The sequence below is a fragment of the Pantoea sp. AG702 genome (assembly GCF_003182295.1).
Lineage (GTDB): Bacteria > Pseudomonadota > Gammaproteobacteria > Enterobacterales > Enterobacteriaceae > Pantoea > Pantoea ananatis.
In genome coordinates this window covers 511,331-529,336 of the sequence record NZ_QGTU01000003.1, presented here as the reverse complement: position 1 = coordinate 529,336, position 18,006 = coordinate 511,331, and the positions used below count along the sequence as shown (strand labels likewise).

At 55.4% G+C, this 18,006-nt stretch carries 18 protein-coding genes; 10 read left to right on the top strand and 8 right to left on the bottom strand.

The genetic code is table 11. The features are described 5' to 3' along the window. Positions 1–55: 55 nt before the first annotated feature. The 4 genes from cysC to cysG are packed head-to-tail and all read right to left on the bottom strand — an operon-like array spanning position 56 to position 4,435. On the bottom strand, positions 56–661 hold the full coding sequence (cysC, locus tag DFO57_RS12020; protein WP_013026922.1) for an adenylyl-sulfate kinase: 606 nt from the start codon (positions 659–661) through the stop codon (positions 56–58). Further along, positions 661–2,088 (bottom strand): sulfate adenylyltransferase subunit CysN, encoded by a 1,428-nt coding sequence (cysN, locus tag DFO57_RS12015; protein WP_013026923.1) that lies wholly within the window; start codon positions 2,086–2,088, stop codon positions 661–663. The genes cysC and cysN overlap by 1 nt, the downstream gene beginning before the upstream one ends. A gap of 11 nt (positions 2,089–2,099) precedes the next feature. Next, positions 2,100–3,008, bottom strand: a complete 909-nt coding sequence (gene cysD / locus DFO57_RS12010; protein ID WP_006120739.1) for a sulfate adenylyltransferase subunit CysD — start codon at positions 3,006–3,008, stop codon at positions 2,100–2,102. Between the two features lie 11 nt (positions 3,009–3,019). Continuing rightward, positions 3,020–4,435, bottom strand: a complete 1,416-nt coding sequence (cysG, locus tag DFO57_RS12005) for a siroheme synthase CysG (protein WP_013026925.1) — start codon at positions 4,433–4,435, stop codon at positions 3,020–3,022. Positions 4,436–4,688: 253 nt separating this feature from the next. Here cysG and DFO57_RS12000 point away from each other — a divergent pair, with 253 nt between their 5' ends. Next, the gene (locus DFO57_RS12000) at positions 4,689–5,699 is read left to right on the top strand and encodes an aminopeptidase (RefSeq protein WP_041457770.1); all 1,011 of its coding nucleotides are present in this window, start codon (positions 4,689–4,691) and stop codon (positions 5,697–5,699) included. A gap of 9 nt (positions 5,700–5,708) precedes the next feature. After that, on the top strand, positions 5,709–5,993 hold the full coding sequence (locus DFO57_RS11995; protein WP_013026927.1) for a YciI family protein: 285 nt from the start codon (positions 5,709–5,711) through the stop codon (positions 5,991–5,993). 67 nt (positions 5,994–6,060) lie between these two features. Here the strand turns inward: DFO57_RS11995 and DFO57_RS11990 are convergent, their stop codons facing one another. Then, positions 6,061–6,813 (bottom strand): IclR family transcriptional regulator, encoded by a 753-nt coding sequence (locus tag DFO57_RS11990; protein WP_013026928.1) that lies wholly within the window; start codon positions 6,811–6,813, stop codon positions 6,061–6,063. Positions 6,814–7,175: 362 nt separating this feature from the next. Here DFO57_RS11990 and DFO57_RS11985 point away from each other — a divergent pair, with 362 nt between their 5' ends. From DFO57_RS11985 to DFO57_RS11960, 6 genes are all read left to right on the top strand, one after another. Then, positions 7,176–7,568: a RidA family protein gene (locus DFO57_RS11985; protein ID WP_013026929.1), complete on the top strand. Its 393-nt coding sequence runs from the start codon at positions 7,176–7,178 to the stop codon at positions 7,566–7,568. A 123-nt stretch (positions 7,569–7,691) separates the two neighbouring features. Beyond that, complete coding sequence (locus DFO57_RS11980) at positions 7,692–8,534, top strand: transporter substrate-binding domain-containing protein (RefSeq protein WP_013026930.1); 843 nt, start codon at positions 7,692–7,694, stop codon at positions 8,532–8,534. Positions 8,535–8,581: 47 nt separating this feature from the next. Beyond that, positions 8,582–9,319: an amino acid ABC transporter permease gene (locus DFO57_RS11975; RefSeq protein WP_013026931.1), complete on the top strand. Its 738-nt coding sequence runs from the start codon at positions 8,582–8,584 to the stop codon at positions 9,317–9,319. Then, on the top strand, positions 9,316–9,960 hold the full coding sequence (locus DFO57_RS11970) for an amino acid ABC transporter permease (protein WP_013026932.1): 645 nt from the start codon (positions 9,316–9,318) through the stop codon (positions 9,958–9,960). Before DFO57_RS11975 ends, DFO57_RS11970 begins: the two co-directional genes overlap by 4 nt. Continuing rightward, the gene (locus DFO57_RS11965) at positions 9,957–10,694 is read left to right on the top strand and encodes an amino acid ABC transporter ATP-binding protein (RefSeq protein ID WP_013026933.1); all 738 of its coding nucleotides are present in this window, start codon (positions 9,957–9,959) and stop codon (positions 10,692–10,694) included. Before DFO57_RS11970 ends, DFO57_RS11965 begins: the two co-directional genes overlap by 4 nt. A 9-nt stretch (positions 10,695–10,703) precedes the next feature. Further along, positions 10,704–11,975: an alanine racemase gene (locus DFO57_RS11960; protein ID WP_110015377.1), complete on the top strand. Its 1,272-nt coding sequence runs from the start codon at positions 10,704–10,706 to the stop codon at positions 11,973–11,975. Positions 11,976–12,070: 95 nt separating this feature from the next. On the opposite strand, the gene DFO57_RS11955 is transcribed toward DFO57_RS11960, so the two are convergent. The 3 genes from DFO57_RS11955 to cysJ are packed head-to-tail and all read right to left on the bottom strand — an operon-like array spanning position 12,071 to position 16,322. Continuing rightward, on the bottom strand, positions 12,071–12,802 hold the full coding sequence (locus tag DFO57_RS11955; RefSeq protein ID WP_013026935.1) for a phosphoadenylyl-sulfate reductase: 732 nt from the start codon (positions 12,800–12,802) through the stop codon (positions 12,071–12,073). Beyond that, on the bottom strand, positions 12,799–14,520 hold the full coding sequence (cysI, locus tag DFO57_RS11950; RefSeq protein ID WP_013026936.1) for an assimilatory sulfite reductase (NADPH) hemoprotein subunit: 1,722 nt from the start codon (positions 14,518–14,520) through the stop codon (positions 12,799–12,801). The genes DFO57_RS11955 and cysI overlap by 4 nt, the downstream gene beginning before the upstream one ends. After that, complete coding sequence (gene cysJ, locus DFO57_RS11945) at positions 14,520–16,322, bottom strand: NADPH-dependent assimilatory sulfite reductase flavoprotein subunit (RefSeq protein WP_110015376.1); 1,803 nt, start codon at positions 16,320–16,322, stop codon at positions 14,520–14,522. The genes cysI and cysJ overlap by 1 nt, the downstream gene beginning before the upstream one ends. A 273-nt stretch (positions 16,323–16,595) precedes the next feature. Between cysJ and DFO57_RS11940 the strand changes: the two genes are divergently transcribed. After that, the gene (locus tag DFO57_RS11940; protein WP_072404632.1) at positions 16,596–17,423 is read left to right on the top strand and encodes an arylamine N-acetyltransferase; all 828 of its coding nucleotides are present in this window, start codon (positions 16,596–16,598) and stop codon (positions 17,421–17,423) included. 129 nt (positions 17,424–17,552) lie between these two features. Continuing rightward, positions 17,553–17,912, top strand: a complete 360-nt coding sequence (queD, locus tag DFO57_RS11935) for a 6-carboxytetrahydropterin synthase QueD (RefSeq protein WP_013026939.1) — start codon at positions 17,553–17,555, stop codon at positions 17,910–17,912. Positions 17,913–18,006 lie beyond the last annotated feature (94 nt).

Sequence of the window (18,006 nt, the reverse complement as noted above, 5' to 3'; positions counted from 1 at the left end):
AAATATCCTGTCAACGCGAAGGCGGCAAAACGAAAGGCGCTTTGCCGCTGTCTGTTCAGGAACTGATAATATCGCGCTGACGCAGCAGATCTAACAATTGGGCCGTCAGTTTTGTAACCAATTGTTCCCCGTTAAGCCAGATTTCTGGCTGGTCCGGCGCTTCATAAACGCTGTCTATTCCGGTGAAATTCTGTAACTCGCCTGCACGGGCTTTTTTGTACAACCCTTTAGGATCGCGCGCTTCACACACTGCAAGCGGCGTATCGACAAAAACCTCGATAAACCGGTCGCTGTCCAGCAGATCGCGCACCATCTGGCGCTCGGCACGGTGCGGTGAGATAAAGGCGGTAAGGACGACCAAACCGGCATCCACCATCAGTTTGGCCACCTCGCCTACACGGCGGATATTCTCTTTACGATGTTCATCGCTAAAGCCCAGATCGCGACACAACCCGTGACGGACATTATCGCCGTCCAGCAGATAGGTGCTGACACCGATGCGGTGTAGCGCCTGCTCCAGCGCCCCCGCAACGGTGGATTTACCGGACCCCGAAAGGCCGGTAAACCACAGTACCACGCCCTGATGGCCATGTTGCTGTTCGCGTGCCTGCCGCGTAACCGGATGGTCATGCCATACTACGTTTTCATCATGTTGGGCCATTACTGACCGCCCAGCAGATCGCGCGCATTCCAGTGCGGGAAGTGGCGACGGACCAGTGCATTAAGCTCGAGTTCGAACGCGCTGAACTCGCCGTTGTGCTGCGGCCGATCGTTCAGTGGCTCATGAATCAGCCCCGCGCCTACGGTGACGTTACTCAGACGGTCAATAATGATCATGCCGCCGGTTACGGGATTTTGCTGATAGCTGTCAAGCACCAGCGGCTCATCAAACGTAAACTCAGCAAGGCCAATCCCGTTCAGCGGCAGATTGTCCACCTGCCGTTTCTCCAGTGAATTAATCTCAACCTGGTGAATGACCTTTTCCACTCGCCCACGGGCTTTCTTACCGGCGATTTTTACATCGTAGCTCTGTCCGGCCTGAAGCGGCTGCTCAGCCATCCACACCACATCGACGGTGGCGGACTGAACGGCGCGCAGCTCGGCGCTGGCGTCCACTAACAGATCGCCACGGCTGATATCGATTTCGTCGTTCAGGACCAGCGTAATGGCCTCGCCCGCTCCCGCTTCCTGCAGATCGCCGTCAAAGGTCACAATGCGGGCAATGGTGGACTCCACGCCTGAAGGCAGGACTTTAACGCGCTGTCCCACTTTCACCACGCCAGAGGCCAGCGTACCGGCATAACCGCGGAAGTCGAGATTGGGACGATTAACATACTGCACCGGGAAACGCATCGGCTGGTGATCCACCACCGCGTTTAACTCCACGGTTTCCAGAACGTCGAGTAACGTCGGGCCGCTGTACCACGGCATGCTCTGGCTCTGTGAGGCGACGTTTTCGCCTTCCAGCGCCGACATCGGCACAAAGCGAATATCCAGATCTTCAGGCAACTGGCCGGCAAAATCGAGGTAATCCTGTTTGATCTGCTCAAACACAGACTGCTGGTAATCCACCAGATCCATTTTGTTTATCGCCACAACCAGATGCTTGATGCCCAGCAGCGTCGAAATAAAGCTGTGGCGACGCGTCTGATCCAGTACGCCTTTGCGGGCGTCGATCAGCAGGATCGCCAGGTCACAGGTTGATGCGCCCGTTGCCATATTGCGGGTGTACTGCTCATGGCCTGGCGTGTCGGCGATGATGAACTTACGTTTTTCGGTGGAGAAATAGCGATAGGCGACATCAATGGTAATCCCCTGCTCGCGCTCGGCCTGTAAGCCATCGACCAGCAGCGCCAGATCCAGTTTCTCGCCCTGGGTGCCGTGACGTTTGCTGTCGCTTTGTAATGAAGACAGCTGATCTTCATAGATCTGACGCGTGTCATGCAGCAAGCGGCCAATCAGCGTACTTTTGCCGTCATCGACGCTGCCGCAGGTCAAAAAACGCAGCAGGCTTTTATGTTGTTGTGCGGTCAGCCAGGCTTCAACGCCGCCCTGTTCGGCAATCTGTTGTGCAATTACGGTATTCATCTGGCGTCTCCTTAGAAATAACCCTGACGTTTTTTCAGTTCCATCGAACCGGACTGATCGCGGTCAATCACACGGCCCTGACGCTCGCTGGTGGTGGAAACCAGCATCTCTTCAATAATCTCAGGCAAGGTTTGCGCTTCAGATTCCACCGCACCGGTCAACGGCCAGCACCCAAGGGTACGGAAACGAACCATGCGCTGTTTGATCACTTCACCTGGCTGGAGGTTAATTCGATCGTCATCGATCATCATCAACATGCCATCACGTTCCAGTACGGGACGCGGCGCGGCCAGATAAAGCGGCACGATCTCAATGTTTTCCAGGAAGATGTATTGCCAGATATCCAGCTCGGTCCAGTTAGACAGCGGGAAAACACGGATGCTCTCGCCTTTGTTAATCTGGCCGTTGTAGTTGTGCCACAGTTCCGGGCGCTGATTTTTTGGGTCCCAGCGGTGAAAACGGTCACGGAACGAGTAAATACGCTCTTTGGCACGTGACTTCTCTTCATCCCGACGGGCGCCGCCGAAGGCCGCATCAAAGCCGTACTTGTTCAGCGCCTGCTTCAGGCCTTCGGTTTTCATAATGTCGGTGTGCTTGGCACTGCCATGCACAAAGGGGTTTATCCCCATCGCCACCCCTTCGGGATTGCGATGTACCAACAGCTCCGCGCCCATCGCTTTGACGGTGCGGTCGCGGAATTCATACATCTCGCGAAATTTCCAGCCGGTGTCCACGTGCAGCAACGGAAACGGCAACGTGCCTGGATAGAAGGCCTTACGCGCCAGATGCAGCATGACAGAGGAATCCTTGCCGATGGAATACATCATGACCGGATTGCCGAATTCGGCTGCCACTTCGCGGATAATATGGATGCTCTCCGCCTCCAGTTGGCGCAGATGAGTGAGTCGTTTTTGGTCCATCGTTTTTCCTCTCAAGCCAGATTGACAACGGCGGACTCGCGAGCCCCCTGCTGTGCCGAATGCTGAAACCAGGCCAGTTGCCCGTGTAAATTAACCACTTCCCCAATCACCAGCAGGGCCGGGGAAGGCGCTGACGCTGCCAGCGTCTCCAGATGTTCGAGTGTGCCGGTCAATACCTGTTGATCCGGCCGGGTACCGCGCCCAATCACCGCAACCGGTGTTGAGGCGGCGCGCCCATGAAGAATAAGCTGCTGGCTGATGTGAGCCGCCTTGACTGCGCCCATGTAGATCGCCAGCGTCTGACGGGCACGCGCGAGGGATGGCCAGTCAATATCATCGCCATCCGGACGGCAGTGTCCGGTGATAAACAGCACGCTTTGTGCGTAATCACGGTGCGTCAGCGGAATGCCAGCATAGGCGGTAGCCCCTGCGGCGGCCGTTACGCCAGGCACGACCTGGAATGGAATACCCGCTTGCTGCGCCGCCTGCAACTCTTCGCCGCCGCGGCCAAAAATAAAGGGATCGCCGCCTTTAAGGCGCACCACACGTTTGCCTTTCTGCGCCAGCTGCACCATCAACTGGTTAATTTCGTCCTGCGGCAGGAGATGGGCGCTGGCACGCTTGCCTACGCAGATACGATCGGCATCGCGCCGGACCAGATCGAGCACCTCATCGCTGACGAGATGATCGTAGAGCACCACGTCCGCCAGCTGCATCACCTGCAGTCCGCGCAGGGTTAACAGGCCGCTGTCGCCGGGCCCCGCGCCAACCAGAATAATTTCGCCCTGTCGGGGCGGCTGATCGCCCAGTTCGCTATCCAGCGTCTGTTTAGCGGCCGTAACGTCGCCCGTCGCCATCTGACTGGCAAAACGGCCATTAAATATTCTTTCCCAGTAACGACGGCGATCGGACATACGGCTGAAGCGAGCTTTGACTTTGTCACGCCACTGACCCGCCAGCTCGGCCATTTGGCCCAGATGGGATGGCAGCAGCGTTTCGAGTTTCTCGCGCAGCATGCGGGCCAGCACCGGCGCGGTGCCACTGGAGGAGATCGCCACGACCAGTGGCGATCGATCAACAATAGAGGGGAAAATAAAGCTGCATTTAGGCTGATCGTCTACCACGTTTACCAGCTTGTGGCGGGCATTCGCTTCGTCATAGACCTGCGCATTCAGCGCATTGTCATCGGTAGCGGCAATGACCAGAAAGACCTTGTCGAGCTGAGCGGGTTCAAAGGACGTGGCCAGCCATTCAAGCTGCTGTTCATCCAGCAAAGCCTGTAACTCGGGGCAGAGTTCGCGTGAGGCGATTTGAATGCGCGCCCCGGCCCGACGCAGCAGCTCAATCTTGCGCGCCGCGATATCTCCGCCGCCGACGACCAGTACGGGTCGACCTGCGAGATCGGCAAAAAGAGGCAAATAATCCACGTTAACCCTAGTGTTGTTACGAAGCGTTATCGCGACTATACGTTCACAGGTTTATTGAGATGAAATTACGAATTGGAATGAGATGTTACCGAATGGAATAACGCCCGGCAAAAGCTCAGAACAAAATGTGCTTAGCGAATGATCTTATGAGGCTTTCCGGACGATTCAAATTGTGTAATCACCGTCACAGTTTCATACTAGGCACAAAAAAAATATGGCCCTCTTTTACGGAATGATCCACAAGGAACCCGACATGTCTGCCTTTCTCCGCCTGGCCGTACTGCTTGGCGGCTGCATTATTTTTAGCGCTCAAGCCGTGACCGACCTCACCGGGCACTTTGCTGAGCAACAGGTTCGTCATATTGCCACCTATTTTCCCGGCCGCATGAGCGGAAGCCCGGCTGAACTGATGGCGGCCGACTATCTGCAGCAGCAGTTTACCCAACTCGGTTTTGAAACTAATACCCGGCAGTTTAATACCGGCTACAGCTGGCATGAAAATGACGGCACCTCGCGCTGGCATAAGCTTACTGCTACATCGGTTATTGCCGCGCGTGAAGGCAGTGCGCCCCAGGAAATCCTGGTTGTCGCCAGCCTGGATACCTGGATTCCGCTCACCCGCAGTGAAACCGCGCGCAGCGTAGGCGGATTGCGTTTGCAAGGCGTTGATGACAATGCATCCGGGCTTGGCGTGATGCTGGAACTGGCCCGGCAGATGAGTCATAAACCGCTCCATTATGGCGTGCGCTTTGTCGCGCTCAGCGCGAGCGAATCACAGTTGCACGGCGTGGAAGACTATGTGGCACGCATGAGTGAGAAAGAGAAAAAAAATACGCTGCTGGTGATCGATCTCAACAGCCTGATTACGGGCGACCACCTTTATTTCAACAGCGGCATCAACACGCCGCGCGCCGTGCGTAAACAGACCAGCGAACGCGCCTTACTGCTGGCTCGCCGCTATGGCATTTCTGCCGTCAGTCGTCAGATGAAGAGCACTGATTTTCAGGGCATCAATCCTTTCGACGCGGCAGGATTCCCTTTGCTTGATGTCACTGCGCGAAACTGGAACCTGGGCAGCAAGGATGGTGAACAGCAACGCACCCGTTCCCGGCATTTCCCGGATGGCACGACCTGGCATCAGACCGATCGCGATAATCTGGATTTTTTAGATCACTGGCTACCCGGCCGGATTGGTCTTCGTACCCATGACAGCGTTAAAGTGCTGCTGCCATTGCTGAGCGAGTTAACCAACCCCAAAGTGTGAGGACAGACGATGTATGTCATTTACCTGAGTTATTTTCGGCCCATCGAGGAAGTGGAAGCCCTGCTGGCACCCCATATAACGTGGCTGGATCGCTATTTTGACAACGGTGAGTTTATTGCTGCCGGCCGCAAAGATCCCCGCACGGGCGGCATGATCATGGTAAGAGACATGGATCGCGCCCGGCTGGATACGATTCTGGCGGAAGATCCCTTTGTCGCCGTGGCCCATTATGAGGTCACAAAGGTCAACGTGACGCGCACAGCCGATGCATTTGCGGGGCTGAAAGACCTGTAGCCCCTGAGCCAACAGCGCCGGGCGCCTCGTTTCCCCACGCGGCGCTGCTTTCAACTTGCCCGTCGGCTCAGGTAAAGTCAGACAGCTTCTGACCCGCGTTAATTAAGGTTTTCAGCAGCATCTGACGCCGCGCTTCTGGTGTATCCCGGCTTACCATAAAACAGATGGCCGCCACCGCCAGATCGTTGCGGGCGCGAATAGGCGCAGCCATACAGCAGGTAAAGCTCTCTGACAGCCCTTCCGTCATGGAATAGCCAAGATGCCCGGCCCGGTGAATGTCAGCCAGAAAGTCCTGCTTATCCAGCACCTTCCCGTTCGCCAGCTGGTAATCCTCTTCTGGGATCAGAGCCAAAATCGCCTCATCGCTCCAGTTACTCAGCAGCAAGCGGCCGGTGGCTGTCCAGGGAATCGGGATTTTAACGCCGATATCGGAGGTTATCTTGAACGGATGGGCATTGCTCTCTGACAGCACCACCGTGTATTTATTGCCTTCCAGCATACACAGCTGCACGGTTTCACCATGCTCAGCAACCATCTCGATCATTAACTGATGGGCACGACGGATCAGGGGATTGTGCGCCATATAATCTGCACCGTAATAGTGCATTTCACGGCCAAAATAGATACTGCCTTCCGAATCAATTTCGACCAGCCCCGCCTCACTCAACAGATTAACCAGTTCATACACGCTTGAGCGGGGCGCGCCCGTCGCCTCGATCAGTTCACGCATCGCCATGGGCTGGCGGGCAACGTGTAACTGACGAAAAATCGCGATCACACGGTCCACGCCACGTGCTCTGGCGGGTTTATCTTCCTGCATACCCTTATTCTCCTGCCGGGATCGTCACGTTAAGGTTGATGTAATACATCATACACAGCCCACTTTGTTTTACCTACGGTCGCGCACGCTATCCCGCCTTTTCTTTTTTTCGCGACATGCTATTTATCAGGGCACCAAAAGAGCGCACTCAATAATGATAAAAAGAGATCTTCATCACCATTTATTTAAAAAACTTATCATTAATGACAAATATTCGTGAAGCCAGTTTTAAAGCATCAAAATAATCCCTGATCAGGCTATTGCAAAAGAAATAACATTGTGCAAATCTCGACCTATCCGGTATTGCAGATTTAATTCCGGTATATCAGACAAGCTACAGGAATGATTCTAAGGGCACAAGCATGACAATCAAGCGCTATGGCACAGAGGGCGGTGTCGGTACCGGAGGACAAAAGCTGCCTTTTGCCCGTGCGGTAGAAGCCGACGGCTGGCTGTATATCTCCGGGCAGACGCCAATGAAAGGAGGCGAGGTCGTTGAAGGCGGCATCATTGAGCAGACGCGCCTGGCCTTCGACAACTGTCTGACCATTATGCAGGAAGCAGGCTATCGGATTCAGGATGTGGTGCATGTGACGGCGGTCCTGACGGATGCACGTTACTTCAGCTCATTTAATAAAGTGTTTAGTGAGCTTTTTCATGATAACCCGCCCGCCCGTATTTGCAGCGTGCAGGACCTGGTTGTGGATTGCAAAGTCGAAGTCGATATGACGTGTTTTAATGCCGAACGGAAATAAAAGCTGATTCTTATCTCCCCGGCCAGAAATAAACGCATTCGGTATAAAAGTGATAATTAAAAACGTCTCTCCACATTATTTAATAATGTTGGTGATATCCCTCTTTTATTTGAGAGCAGAAATATGAATACCACTTTCCAGCAAAATGTATTCACCCGGTTCCTGCCTGCCCTGTTCACCGTGGTGGCACTGGCCGGTTGTACGCCAACGGACAATAAAAATGAAACCGCAGGTGCCGCACCGGCATCCACGCTGCAAACCGTGCTTCAGCGTGGCACGTTGCGGGTGGGTGACTGCCTGAGCTTTGCGCCCTTCGGTTTTTACGATAAAGCCGGTAATCCCGACGGTTACGATGTGGATCTGGCCAAAGCCCTGGCAAAAGCGATGGGGGTAAAGCTCGAAATGGTGAATACCACCAGCGCTAACCGCATTCCTAATCTGCAAACCAATAAAGTGGATGTCGTGTTCTGTAATTTCACCCGCAACCTGGAGCGCGCCAAAGAGATTGGTTTTACTCAGCCTTACGTGGTGGCCAGTGAAGCGATGCTGGTTCGCAAAGTAAGCGGAATCAAATCGGCCCACGACATGGCAGGAAAAACCATCGCGACGGTCAAAGGCTCGACCAACGGCGACGAAGTTCGCAGCATGGGGATCGATGTAAAAATCCAGGAATATGATTCCTCTCAGGCAGCAATTCTGGCCGTGAAGCAGGGTCAGGCAGATGCCATGATTGAAGATAATAACTTCCTCGCCTATCAGGCCAAACTCGACCCAACACTGGAAGTCACTAATGAAGCCCTGGTTCCGCTGGAATACAACGCGTTCGGCGTCAAGCAAGGCGATCAGGTGTGGACGAACTATCTCAACGAATTCCTGTTTGAAATTAACGCATCAGGTGAGAACGCTCAGCTCTACCAAAAATGGTTTGGCAGTAAGCCTCGCTATCCGCTGAATCCGCAGTTCTGACAGAAGAGGACACAGGTCACGCCTGTGTCCTCCTGAGGAGGCTTTCTATGCGCTACCAATGGCTGACACTCTGGCAATATGCCGATACCTTTCTCGCCGCGACCTGGTTAACGCTTCAGGTGACGTTGCTGGCTTTTATGCTGGCGCTGGTACTGGGACTGCTGGCCGCGCTGGCGAAATCTGCGACTTTTGCGCCTTTGCGCTGGTTGAGCCACGGCTACGTTGAATTTATTCGTAACACGCCCGTGTTGCTGCAGATTTTTATCGTCTTTTTCGGGCTTCCCTCGCTGGGCATTACCATGAGCGCCTTTACCGCGGGCGTGCTGGCGCTGGGGATTAACGTCGGTGCCTATCTGGCTGAGGTTTTTCGCGCCGGTATTCAGTCCGTCCCCAAAGGTCAGTTGGAAGCCGCCTGGATTCTTGGCATTAGTCGTCGCCAGCGATTTTTAAACGTGGTCATGCCACAGGCCGCGCGCGCCGTCTGGCCCGCGATTATTAACAACCTGATTCAGCTACTGTTGGGCACCTCACTGCTGTCAGCCATTGCGCTACCGGAGTTGACGGGAACCGCAACGGTCATCAATGCGCGTACGCTGCTCTACATTCAGACATTCAGCGTCGTCGCGCTGGTCTATCTGTTTCTCAGTAACCTGTTTTCCTGGCTGGGCAATGTCGCGGGACGCCGACTGTTTATGCCGCCGCTGGTTGTCTCGGTCAAACGGCCCATCTGGACGCAGGCGAAAAGAATGTTTTCCCATACGATTAAACGGGAGCCAGCCCAATGAGCGAATTGATCCTCAGCAGTCTGCCGCTCCTGTGGCGCGGTCTGGTGATTACGTTATTGCTGTCGGTCGCTGCCATTGCGGGCAGCACGTTGCTGGGTTTACTGGCCGCGATTTTGCGTACCAGCCGCATCCCTGTCGCCCGGCAAATTGCCGTGATCTATACCGAGCTGTTTCGCGGCACGCCCGTGCTTATCACGCTGATGTTTATTTACTTTGGCGTGGCCTATTTCGGGTATGACATCAACCTGTTTGCCGCAGGCATTTTGGGCCTGAGCATTTATCAGGGCGCTTACATTGCCGAGATTTTTCGTGGCGGGATTGAAGCCGTGCCGAAAGGACAGTGGGAAGTTTCGTGGATCCTTGGGCTCTCCAGGCGGCAAACTTTCACCAGCGTGATTCTGCCGCAAACTCGCGGCATCGTATTGCCGCCGCTGGTGGGTCAGTATCTGTCGCTGATTAAAGATACCTCTATCGTCAGCATGATAGGCATGTCGGAACTGATGCATCAGGGCCAGGCCATCGTCGATCGCATCGGACAGCCCGTAGTGGTTTATGGTCTGGTTGCCCTGCTCTATTTCGTTATCTGTTTTCCGCTTTCCCGCTGGGTCCAGCATCAGCAAACCAGGAACTCGTTATCATGAAAAATGCAGCCATTACTCTGAGCCGGATTACGAAGTCATTTGGCGCTACGCAAGTTCTGAAAGAGATCAGCCTTGATGTCTCGCCCGGAGAGGTGCTGGTGCTGATCGGCGCATCCGGTTCCGGTAAAAGTACCGTACTACGGATCATGAGTGGTCTGGAAAAGGCCGACGGCGGCGAAATTTGGGTTAACGACGTTCCGCTGCACGACCCAAAACGCAATCGTGATATTTGTGGTCAGGTGGGGATGGTGTTCCAACAGTTCAACCTGTTTCCTCATAAAACCGCCCTCGGCAATGTCACCCTGGCGCTGATAAAAGCGCAGAAACTGTCAGTGGCCGAGGCGAATTCGCGCGGGATGGCAGCGCTGGAGCGCGTTGGACTGGCTGACCGCGCCGATCACTATCCTTCTCAGCTCTCCGGGGGACAGCAACAACGTGTGGCCATTGCGCGCGCTCTGGCGGTGCAGCCAAAAATCATGTTCTTTGATGAAGCCACGTCCGCTCTCGATCCTGAATTAGTCGGTGAAGTAATGGAAGTGATGCGCGGGCTGGCGCGCGAGGGCATGACAATGGTGGTGGTAACCCACGAAATGGGGTTTGCCCGGAAAACAGCCGATCGCGTTGTTTTTATGGATCAGGGCGTGATTGCTGAGCAGGGTAAGCCGGACGACATTTTTGTTCATCCGCAGAATCCGCGCACGCAACAGTTTCTGTCACGCGTGCTTGAGCACTAAGGAGCCGCCATGTCTTTACATTTTCCGCTGATCGCAGACGCGAAGCTGGACACTGCGCAGCCGTCGCCCCGCTTTAAATCGGTTGCCGGTGAGGGCGATGCTCCCCTTAAGATCGGCACCGCCGTGCTGAGTAGCGAAGATGTCTTTTCGCCCGTCATGGTAATGAAACAGTCCGCTCTGGAAAACAACCTGCGGCAGTTAGCAGCGTTTTGCCAGGAGAAAGGCGTCATGCTGGCAGCACATGGCAAAACCTCAATGGCACCGGCAGTCTTACGCCGGGCCGTGACCCAGGGCGGCGCGTGGGGGATCAGCGCAGCAACACCTGCTCAGGTGCGCGCCCTGCGCCATTTCGGTATCCGCAACGTGTTTCTGGCAAACGAATGTGTCGATCCTGGCGGAATTCGCTGGATTGGTGAATGGCAGCGTCGGAATCCTGACCACGGCTTTCTCTGTTACGTTGACTCCCTTGCGGGCGTCACGCTGCTGGAGCAAAACCTGGGCGACACGGCCATTGCGGTCTTGATTGAAGTGTCGATTCCCGGCGGCAGGACAGGATGCAGAACCGAAGAGGAGGTACTGGCGATTGCTGAGCGCATCGCCCAAAGTCGCCATCTTCATCTTGTTGGTGTCGCAGGCTATGAAGGCGCGCTGGGTGCCGGGCGGGATGCGGCTGGCGTGGCGTTAATTCAGCACTACTGCAACGTTATGCTGGACTGCGCCAGAATGCTGGCTGAACGCCAGCTGTTCCACAGCAAGACGATTCTGCTCAGCGCAGGCGGGGGGGCGTGGTTTGATGTGGTGACAGCCTGTTTTACCCAGGCCGTTTTGCCGCTGCCGGTTCAGCCTTTGATTCGCTCGGGTGCCTACATGGCACACGACAGCGGGCTCTATTCGCGTATTGCGCCTTTTTCCCAGCCCGGCGCTGACCATCATTTTGAAGCGGCCCTGGAAATCTGGGGGCGCGTGCTTTCCCGCCCTGAATCTGGTCTGGCGCTGCTGGATTTTGGCAGACGGGACGTGCCTTTCGATCAGGATTTGCCCGTGCCTTTGTGGATCCGCCAGCCGGATGGCACCGCGCCACGAACCGGCACGCATCTGCACATCAGCGAGGTTAACGATCAGCACGCCTATTTACGCGTGCCTGACGATGAATCGCTGATGCCGGGAGACTGGGTCGGATGCGGTATTTCTCATCCGTGCACGGCATTTGATAAATGGCGTTATCTTCCCTTAGTGGATGATGAATACCGGGTGGTGGACAGCGTCGAGACGGCGTTTTGATCGCAGCCGACATCCTTCCCCTGAGGCGATGACGGAGGCCATAGCAAAACGGGCGACCCCAGAGGATCGCCCGTTACCAGAACTAAGCGCGTCAGTTAGCCTTCGTGCAGGCCGCACTCACGTTTCAGGCCAAAGAAACGCGTTTCTTCTTCTGCCATCCCCGGCTCCCACTTGCGCGTGGTGTGCGTATCTCCGACAGACAGATAGCCTTCCTCCCACAGCGGATGGTATTTAAGGTTGTGGGTTTGCAGATACTGATGAATCTGGCGGTTATCCCAGTCAATAATTGGCAGCACTTTAAACACGCCGCGCTGCACGCCCAGTACCGGCAATGTGGCGCGGCTGCCTGACTGATCGCGTCGCAGGCCCGCAAACCAGGTTTGGGCGCACAGGGTTTCCAGCGCCCGATTCATCGGCTCAACTTTGTTGATCTGGTTGTACTGTTCAATGCCCTCTACCCCTTGCTCCCACAGCTTGCCGTAGCGGGCTTCCTGCCACGCTGGCGAGGTTTCCGCCCGGAACACCTGCAGGTTAAGGTTAAGCTGGTCAGCCAGTTCATCAATAAAGCGGTAGGTTTCCGGAAACAGATAGCCGGTATCGGTGAGGATGACCGGAATATCCGGTTGTACGCGCGTCACCAGATGCAGCGATACCGCAGCCTGAATGCCAAAGCTGGACGAGAGCACGTAAGCACCCGGCAGATTTTCCAGAGCCCAGCTTACACGCTCTTCAGCCGTGGCTTTTTCCAGTTGGGCGTTAGTTGCCGCCAACGCCATCGCGCGCTGGACCTTCGACATCTCATTCAGTGCTGCAAGATCGATACTCATTTTGCCTCCTGCCAGAAGTCGCGCGCAGGATCCAACACCGGCGTAACAATGCCAGCCCGAATCACGAAGTCACCAAAGCCTTCTGCGGCCTCGCGCTCTTTCGCCCAGCGACCTACCAGCTCATCAAGTGTGGCGAGAATTTCACTTTCAGTAATATTTTCGCGATACATACGTGGAATGCGCGTTCCGATGCGGTTACCCCCGATATGCAGGTTGTAACGGCCCGGCGCTTTCCCCACCAGGCCCACTTCTGCCAGCATGGCACGGCCACAGCCGTTCGGACAACCGGTAACGCGTAACACTATGTGCTCTTCGCCTACGCCATGGCTGTGCATGATCTCTTCGACTTTCGTCACGAAAGACGGCAGAAAACGTTCAGCCTCCGCCATCGCCAGCGGACAGGTTGGAAACGCCACGCAGGCCATCGAGTTTTCCCGCTGGGCCGTCACGTTTTCCATCAGGCCGTGTTCGCGGGCAATCGCTTCAATCTGCTCTTTTTGGCTTTCCGGCACGCCTGCCACAATCAGGTTCTGATTGGCGGTCAGACGGAAATCGCCCTGATGGATTTTGGCGATTTCCGCCACGCCGCTTTTCAGCGGACGTCCCGGATAATCCAGCAGACGACCGTTTTCGATGAACAGCGTCAGATGCCACTTGTTATCAATGCCCTTGATCCAGCCAATGCGATCGCCACGGGTGGTGAATTCGTAAGGACGTGTCGGCGCAAACGTGACACCGGCGCGCTTCTCGACTTCCGCCTTAAACGTCTCTACGCCTACGCGTTCCAGCGTGTATTTGGTTTTGGCATTTTTACGATCGGTACGGTTGCCCCAGTCGCGCTGGGTCGTCACTACCGCCGCTGCCACATCCAGGATCTTATCCACCGGGAAGTAGCCAAATTCGCTGGCGGTGCGCGCGTAGGTGGCTTTATTACCGTGCTCGATAGACAAGCCGCCGCCCACCAGCAGGTTAAAGCCCACCAGCTTGCCGTTTTCCGCAATCGCGATAAAGTTCAGATCGTTAGCGTGCAGATCAACATCGTTATGCGGCGGAATCACCACCGTGGTTTTAAACTTACGCGGCAGGTAGGTCTGGCCCAGGATCGGCTCTTCGTCGGTGGTCGCCACTTTTTCCTGATCCCACCAGATCTCGGCATAAGCGCGGGTTTGCGGCAGCAGATGCTCCGACAGCTTTTTGGCCCACTCATAGGCTTCCTGATGCAACTCAGACTCCACTGGGTTTGAGGTGCAGAGGACGTTACGGTTAACGTCATTCGCGGTCGCCAGCGCATCCAGCCCCACTTCGTGCAGCATCTGGTGCGTCGGCTTCACGTTCTTCTTCAGAATGCCGTGAAACTGGAAAGTCTGACGGTTGGTCAAACGGATGCTGCCGTAAAGGGTTTTATCGGTAGCAAATTTATCAATCGCCAGCCACTGGGTCGGCGTAATGATCCCGCCCGGCAGACGACAGCGCAGCATCATCGCATGGCGAGGCTCAAGTTTTTGCTCCGCACGTTCAGCACGAATATCGCGGTCATCCTGCTGGTACATGCCGTGAAAACGGATCAGCAGGAAGTTATCGCCGCTGAAACCACCGGTCAGGCCCTCGTCGAGGTCCTCAAGGATGGTACCGCGAAGGTAGTTGCTCTCTTTTTTTAAACGCTCAGCGTCGGTGAGTTTGCCTTCAACCACCAGCGGGCCAGGGTATTTTTCAGTCATTAGTAAACGTCTCGCTGATAACGGCGCTCAATGCGCAGCTCACTTAAAAATTCGTCAGCCGTTTCACGATCCATAGCGCCGTGTTCGACCACCACATCCAGTAATGCCTGCTCAACGTCTTTTGCCATCCGATTGGCGTCGCCGCAGACGTAAAGGTGCGCGCCTTCCTGTAACCAGCTCCACACCTCCGCACCCTTGGCGCGGATTTTATCTTGTACGTAAATTTTCTCGGCCTGATCGCGCGACCAGGCCAGATCGATATTCGTTAACAGGCCATCTTTCACGTATTTCTGCCATTCCACCTGATACAGGAAATCGTCAGTAAAGTGTGGATTGCCAAAGAATAGCCAGTTTTTACCGCTGGCGCCGTCGTTCTCGCGCTGCTGCATAAAGGCGCGGAACGGCGCAATACCGGTGCCAGGCCCAATCATAATGACCGGTGCATCCGGGTTGGCGGGCAGGCGAAAATTATCGTTGTGTTCGATAAACACGCGCACCTCACCGTCTTCTTCAATGCGATCCGCCAGCCAGGTGGAAGCGCCGCCGCCGCGCGGGCGCCCTTCAATATCAAAGCGCACGGCCCCCACGGTGATATGTACTTCGGTATCGGTTTCGGCCTGAGACGAAGCGATAGAGTAAAGACGCGGCGTTAACGGACGCAGCAAGCCGGATAACTGTTCTGCGCTCAGTTGGGCTGGTGCCAGACGAACCATATCAACAATCGGATAGCGTTGCGCATACTGCTGCAGTTTGGCTTTATCATCCACCAGCGACAGCAGTTCGTCGTTACGTGCTAAGGCTGCGTACTGCGCGACGATTTGCGCGGTGTTAACCGTTAGCTCAAAATGTTTCTGCAACGCCTCTGCCAATGGCAGCGTCTGGCCCTGCACCTCAACCAGCTCATCGCCTTTTAGCCACACCAGTTCAAGCAGCTCGTTAACCAAGGCCGCGTCATTCTCATACCAGACGCCCAGCGCATCACCAGGCTGGTAGCGTAATCCTGAATCACCCAGATCAATTTCGATGTGACGCACATCTTTGTCCGAATCGCGCCCGGTAATTTTCTGGTTAACCGCCAGGCTGGCACTAAGCGGCTGCTCTTTAGTGTAAGGGCTGGTGAAGACTTCGTTCACGCTGCCGGCGACGGTTGCCGCACTCTGGGCCGGTGATGCTGCCGGTACGCGTTCTTTCAGTGCGGCAGTAATTGCCGCGCGCCAGGCGCTGGCCTGCTCGGCATATTCAACATCCGCATCGACCCGATCCAGCAGTCGTTCTGCACCCAACTCGGCCAGGCGGCTGTCAAAATCTTTGCCCGCTTTGCTGAAGAATTCATAGGAGGTATCGCCCAGACCAAACACGGCAAAGGCCGCGCCGTCCATTTTGGGCGCTTTCTTAGACATCAGGAATTTATGCAGCGCAACGGCCTCTTCCGGTGGTTCGCCTTCGCCCTGCGTCGAGGTCACGACAATCAGAATTTTTTCCTGGCCAATCTGCTTAAATTTAAAGTCGCCCGCGTTGACCAGATTCACGGTCAGTTTTGCCGCCTGCAGGTCATCGCGTAACTGCTCGGCTACCCGGCGGGCATTGCCGGTTTGTGAAGCAGAGAGCAGCGTAATCGCCGGGGTTTCAGCCTGCGCAGGCGCGCTGGCAACCGCCTGGCCTGGCGTTTGATTGACCATGCCCCAGAAATAGCCAGAGAGCCAGGCCATCTGAGTGGTGGAAAAATCTGTCGTTGCTGCCTGTAAACGAGCAAGTTGCTCCGGAGAGAGCGGAAGCATTGAGCCTGGTGCCTGAGTCGTCATCGCGATAAAAATTCCAGTAGCAGAAGTCCGGACCGAATAGTAGCGGAAGAGAAGAAAGGGTACAGGCTGCTATATTAACGATTAAATACGCCTTCGACATATCAAATAACCAAAATGACTAAATGGTTTTTCAGATAAAATTAATCGTTAAAAGTGGTAAGAATATTGAGAGTTAACACACTCAGGTAATCACGGCGCGCACTGGACTTTACGACGGGTGATCGCGGCAAATTGCTGGGTTAACAACAGGAAAACGACCAGGAGCAACGACAGGTGCCAGGCATTATCACCGCGTTACCGCAAGCAATGGCGGAGCAGATTCTGCAAAAACTGGGGTTTAGCGCGCCTCCCGCCCCTGATGAGGTCGGACTGAGTGAGATATATCGCGCCTGGTGCCAGTCGGTACCCTTTGATAATCTCCGCCGCCGTCTGATGACTGACCACGACAGCGCCCTCCCCTTGCCCGGCAGCACGGCAACCGACTTTTTCACTCACTGGTTAACCTATGGCACAGGCGGCACCTGCTGGGCGGGCCATGGCGCGCTGCATGCCCTGCTGATACACGTGGGATTTAACGTGCAGTTTGGCCTTTCCACCATGCTGTCCTCACGTCCGGCGCCCGCAGGTTCCCCCGGTCATGGCATGCTGTTTGTTAACATGGATGCAGGCACGCGGGTGGTTGACAGCACGCTGCTCCATGGCCATCCGCTCCCGCTGGAAGCCAGGCTGAATCCCCATCCCGTCTGGGGAACACGCGTTTATGAGCGAGACGGCAGTTGGTACATACACTGGAGGCCGCTGGGTCGGGCAGGGATCGACTGCAAAATTCTGACTACCGACCTCCCCGTTGACGCGTTTCAGTCACGCCATCAACAGAGCCGACATAGCAGCCGCTTTGACGGTGCCTTGCTGATTCGCCGCGCCAGCGCCGGGAGCATCACCGGAATCGTGAAGGGAGAACGGGTTATCAGGGACCCTGAGGGAAAGGAAACCTTTACGCCGCTGTCACGTTCGGAGCAGCAACGGCTGCTGATTGAGGATTACGGCATAGCGGAAGCTATCGTGACGCGGCTTCCGGCTGACGATCCGGGTCATGGCTGAGCGCATTTTGGGAAAGGCGCGCGAATCCTTTTACTATTCTGGCTTAATCGTCGTTTAACGGCGCTTAGCAGATGCGAAAAACTGCCATTTCAGGTAGAATTCAGCCGTTTTTAATGCCTGAGAGCGATTATGTCTACCACGTTATTTAAAGAGTTCCAGTTCGAAGCCGCACACTATTTACCCAATGTGCCGGCAGGACACAAATGCGGCCGTCTGCACGGTCACTCATTCCTTGTTCGTCTGGAAATTACCGGTGAAGTGGATGCGCATACCGGCTGGGTCATGGATTTTGCTGAGCTGAAAGCGGCGTTTAAACCCCTCTATGACAGGCTCGATCACTACTATCTTAATGAGATCCCCGGACTGGAGAATCCCACCAGCGAAGTCCTGGCAAAATGGATTTGGGATCACATGAAGCCTCGCCTGCCGCTGCTGAGCGCGGTGATGATCAAAGAAACCTGTACTGCAGGCTGCACCTATCGCGGTTAATCTGCTCTGTACGGCAGCGCAGGGCCGGTCACCCGCTTACTGACCTGTTGATCGGCCTGCTGCCGCCTCTCCTGCACGACATCAGCTGAACTCA

Excerpts from the sequence above, each read along its gene's own strand:
- DFO57_RS11995 (WP_013026927.1), top strand. The coding sequence starts at position 5,709 with ATGTATGTCATTTACCTGAGTTATTTTCGGCCCATCGAGGAAGTGGAA.
- DFO57_RS11965 (WP_013026933.1), top strand. The coding sequence starts at position 9,957 with ATGAAAAATGCAGCCATTACTCTGAGCCGGATTACGAAGTCATTTGGC.
- cysD (WP_006120739.1), bottom strand. The coding sequence starts at position 3,008 with ATGGACCAAAAACGACTCACTCATCTGCGCCAACTGGAGGCGGAGAGC.
- cysJ (WP_110015376.1), bottom strand. The coding sequence starts at position 16,322 with ATGACGACTCAGGCACCAGGCTCAATGCTTCCGCTCTCTCCGGAGCAA.
- DFO57_RS11985 (WP_013026929.1), top strand. The coding sequence starts at position 7,176 with ATGACAATCAAGCGCTATGGCACAGAGGGCGGTGTCGGTACCGGAGGA.
- DFO57_RS11975 (WP_013026931.1), top strand. The coding sequence starts at position 8,582 with ATGCGCTACCAATGGCTGACACTCTGGCAATATGCCGATACCTTTCTC.
- cysI (WP_013026936.1), bottom strand. The coding sequence starts at position 14,520 with ATGACTGAAAAATACCCTGGCCCGCTGGTGGTTGAAGGCAAACTCACC.
- DFO57_RS11970 (WP_013026932.1), top strand. The coding sequence starts at position 9,316 with ATGAGCGAATTGATCCTCAGCAGTCTGCCGCTCCTGTGGCGCGGTCTG.
- cysC (WP_013026922.1), bottom strand. The coding sequence starts at position 661 with ATGGCCCAACATGATGAAAACGTAGTATGGCATGACCATCCGGTTACG.
- DFO57_RS11990 (WP_013026928.1), bottom strand. The coding sequence starts at position 6,813 with ATGCAGGAAGATAAACCCGCCAGAGCACGTGGCGTGGACCGTGTGATC.
- DFO57_RS11955 (WP_013026935.1), bottom strand. The coding sequence starts at position 12,802 with ATGAGTATCGATCTTGCAGCACTGAATGAGATGTCGAAGGTCCAGCGC.
- DFO57_RS11980 (WP_013026930.1), top strand. The coding sequence starts at position 7,692 with ATGAATACCACTTTCCAGCAAAATGTATTCACCCGGTTCCTGCCTGCC.
- cysN (WP_013026923.1), bottom strand. The coding sequence starts at position 2,088 with ATGAATACCGTAATTGCACAACAGATTGCCGAACAGGGCGGCGTTGAA.
- DFO57_RS11960 (WP_110015377.1), top strand. The coding sequence starts at position 10,704 with ATGTCTTTACATTTTCCGCTGATCGCAGACGCGAAGCTGGACACTGCG.
- queD (WP_013026939.1), top strand. The coding sequence starts at position 17,553 with ATGTCTACCACGTTATTTAAAGAGTTCCAGTTCGAAGCCGCACACTAT.
- DFO57_RS12000 (WP_041457770.1), top strand. The coding sequence starts at position 4,689 with ATGTCTGCCTTTCTCCGCCTGGCCGTACTGCTTGGCGGCTGCATTATT.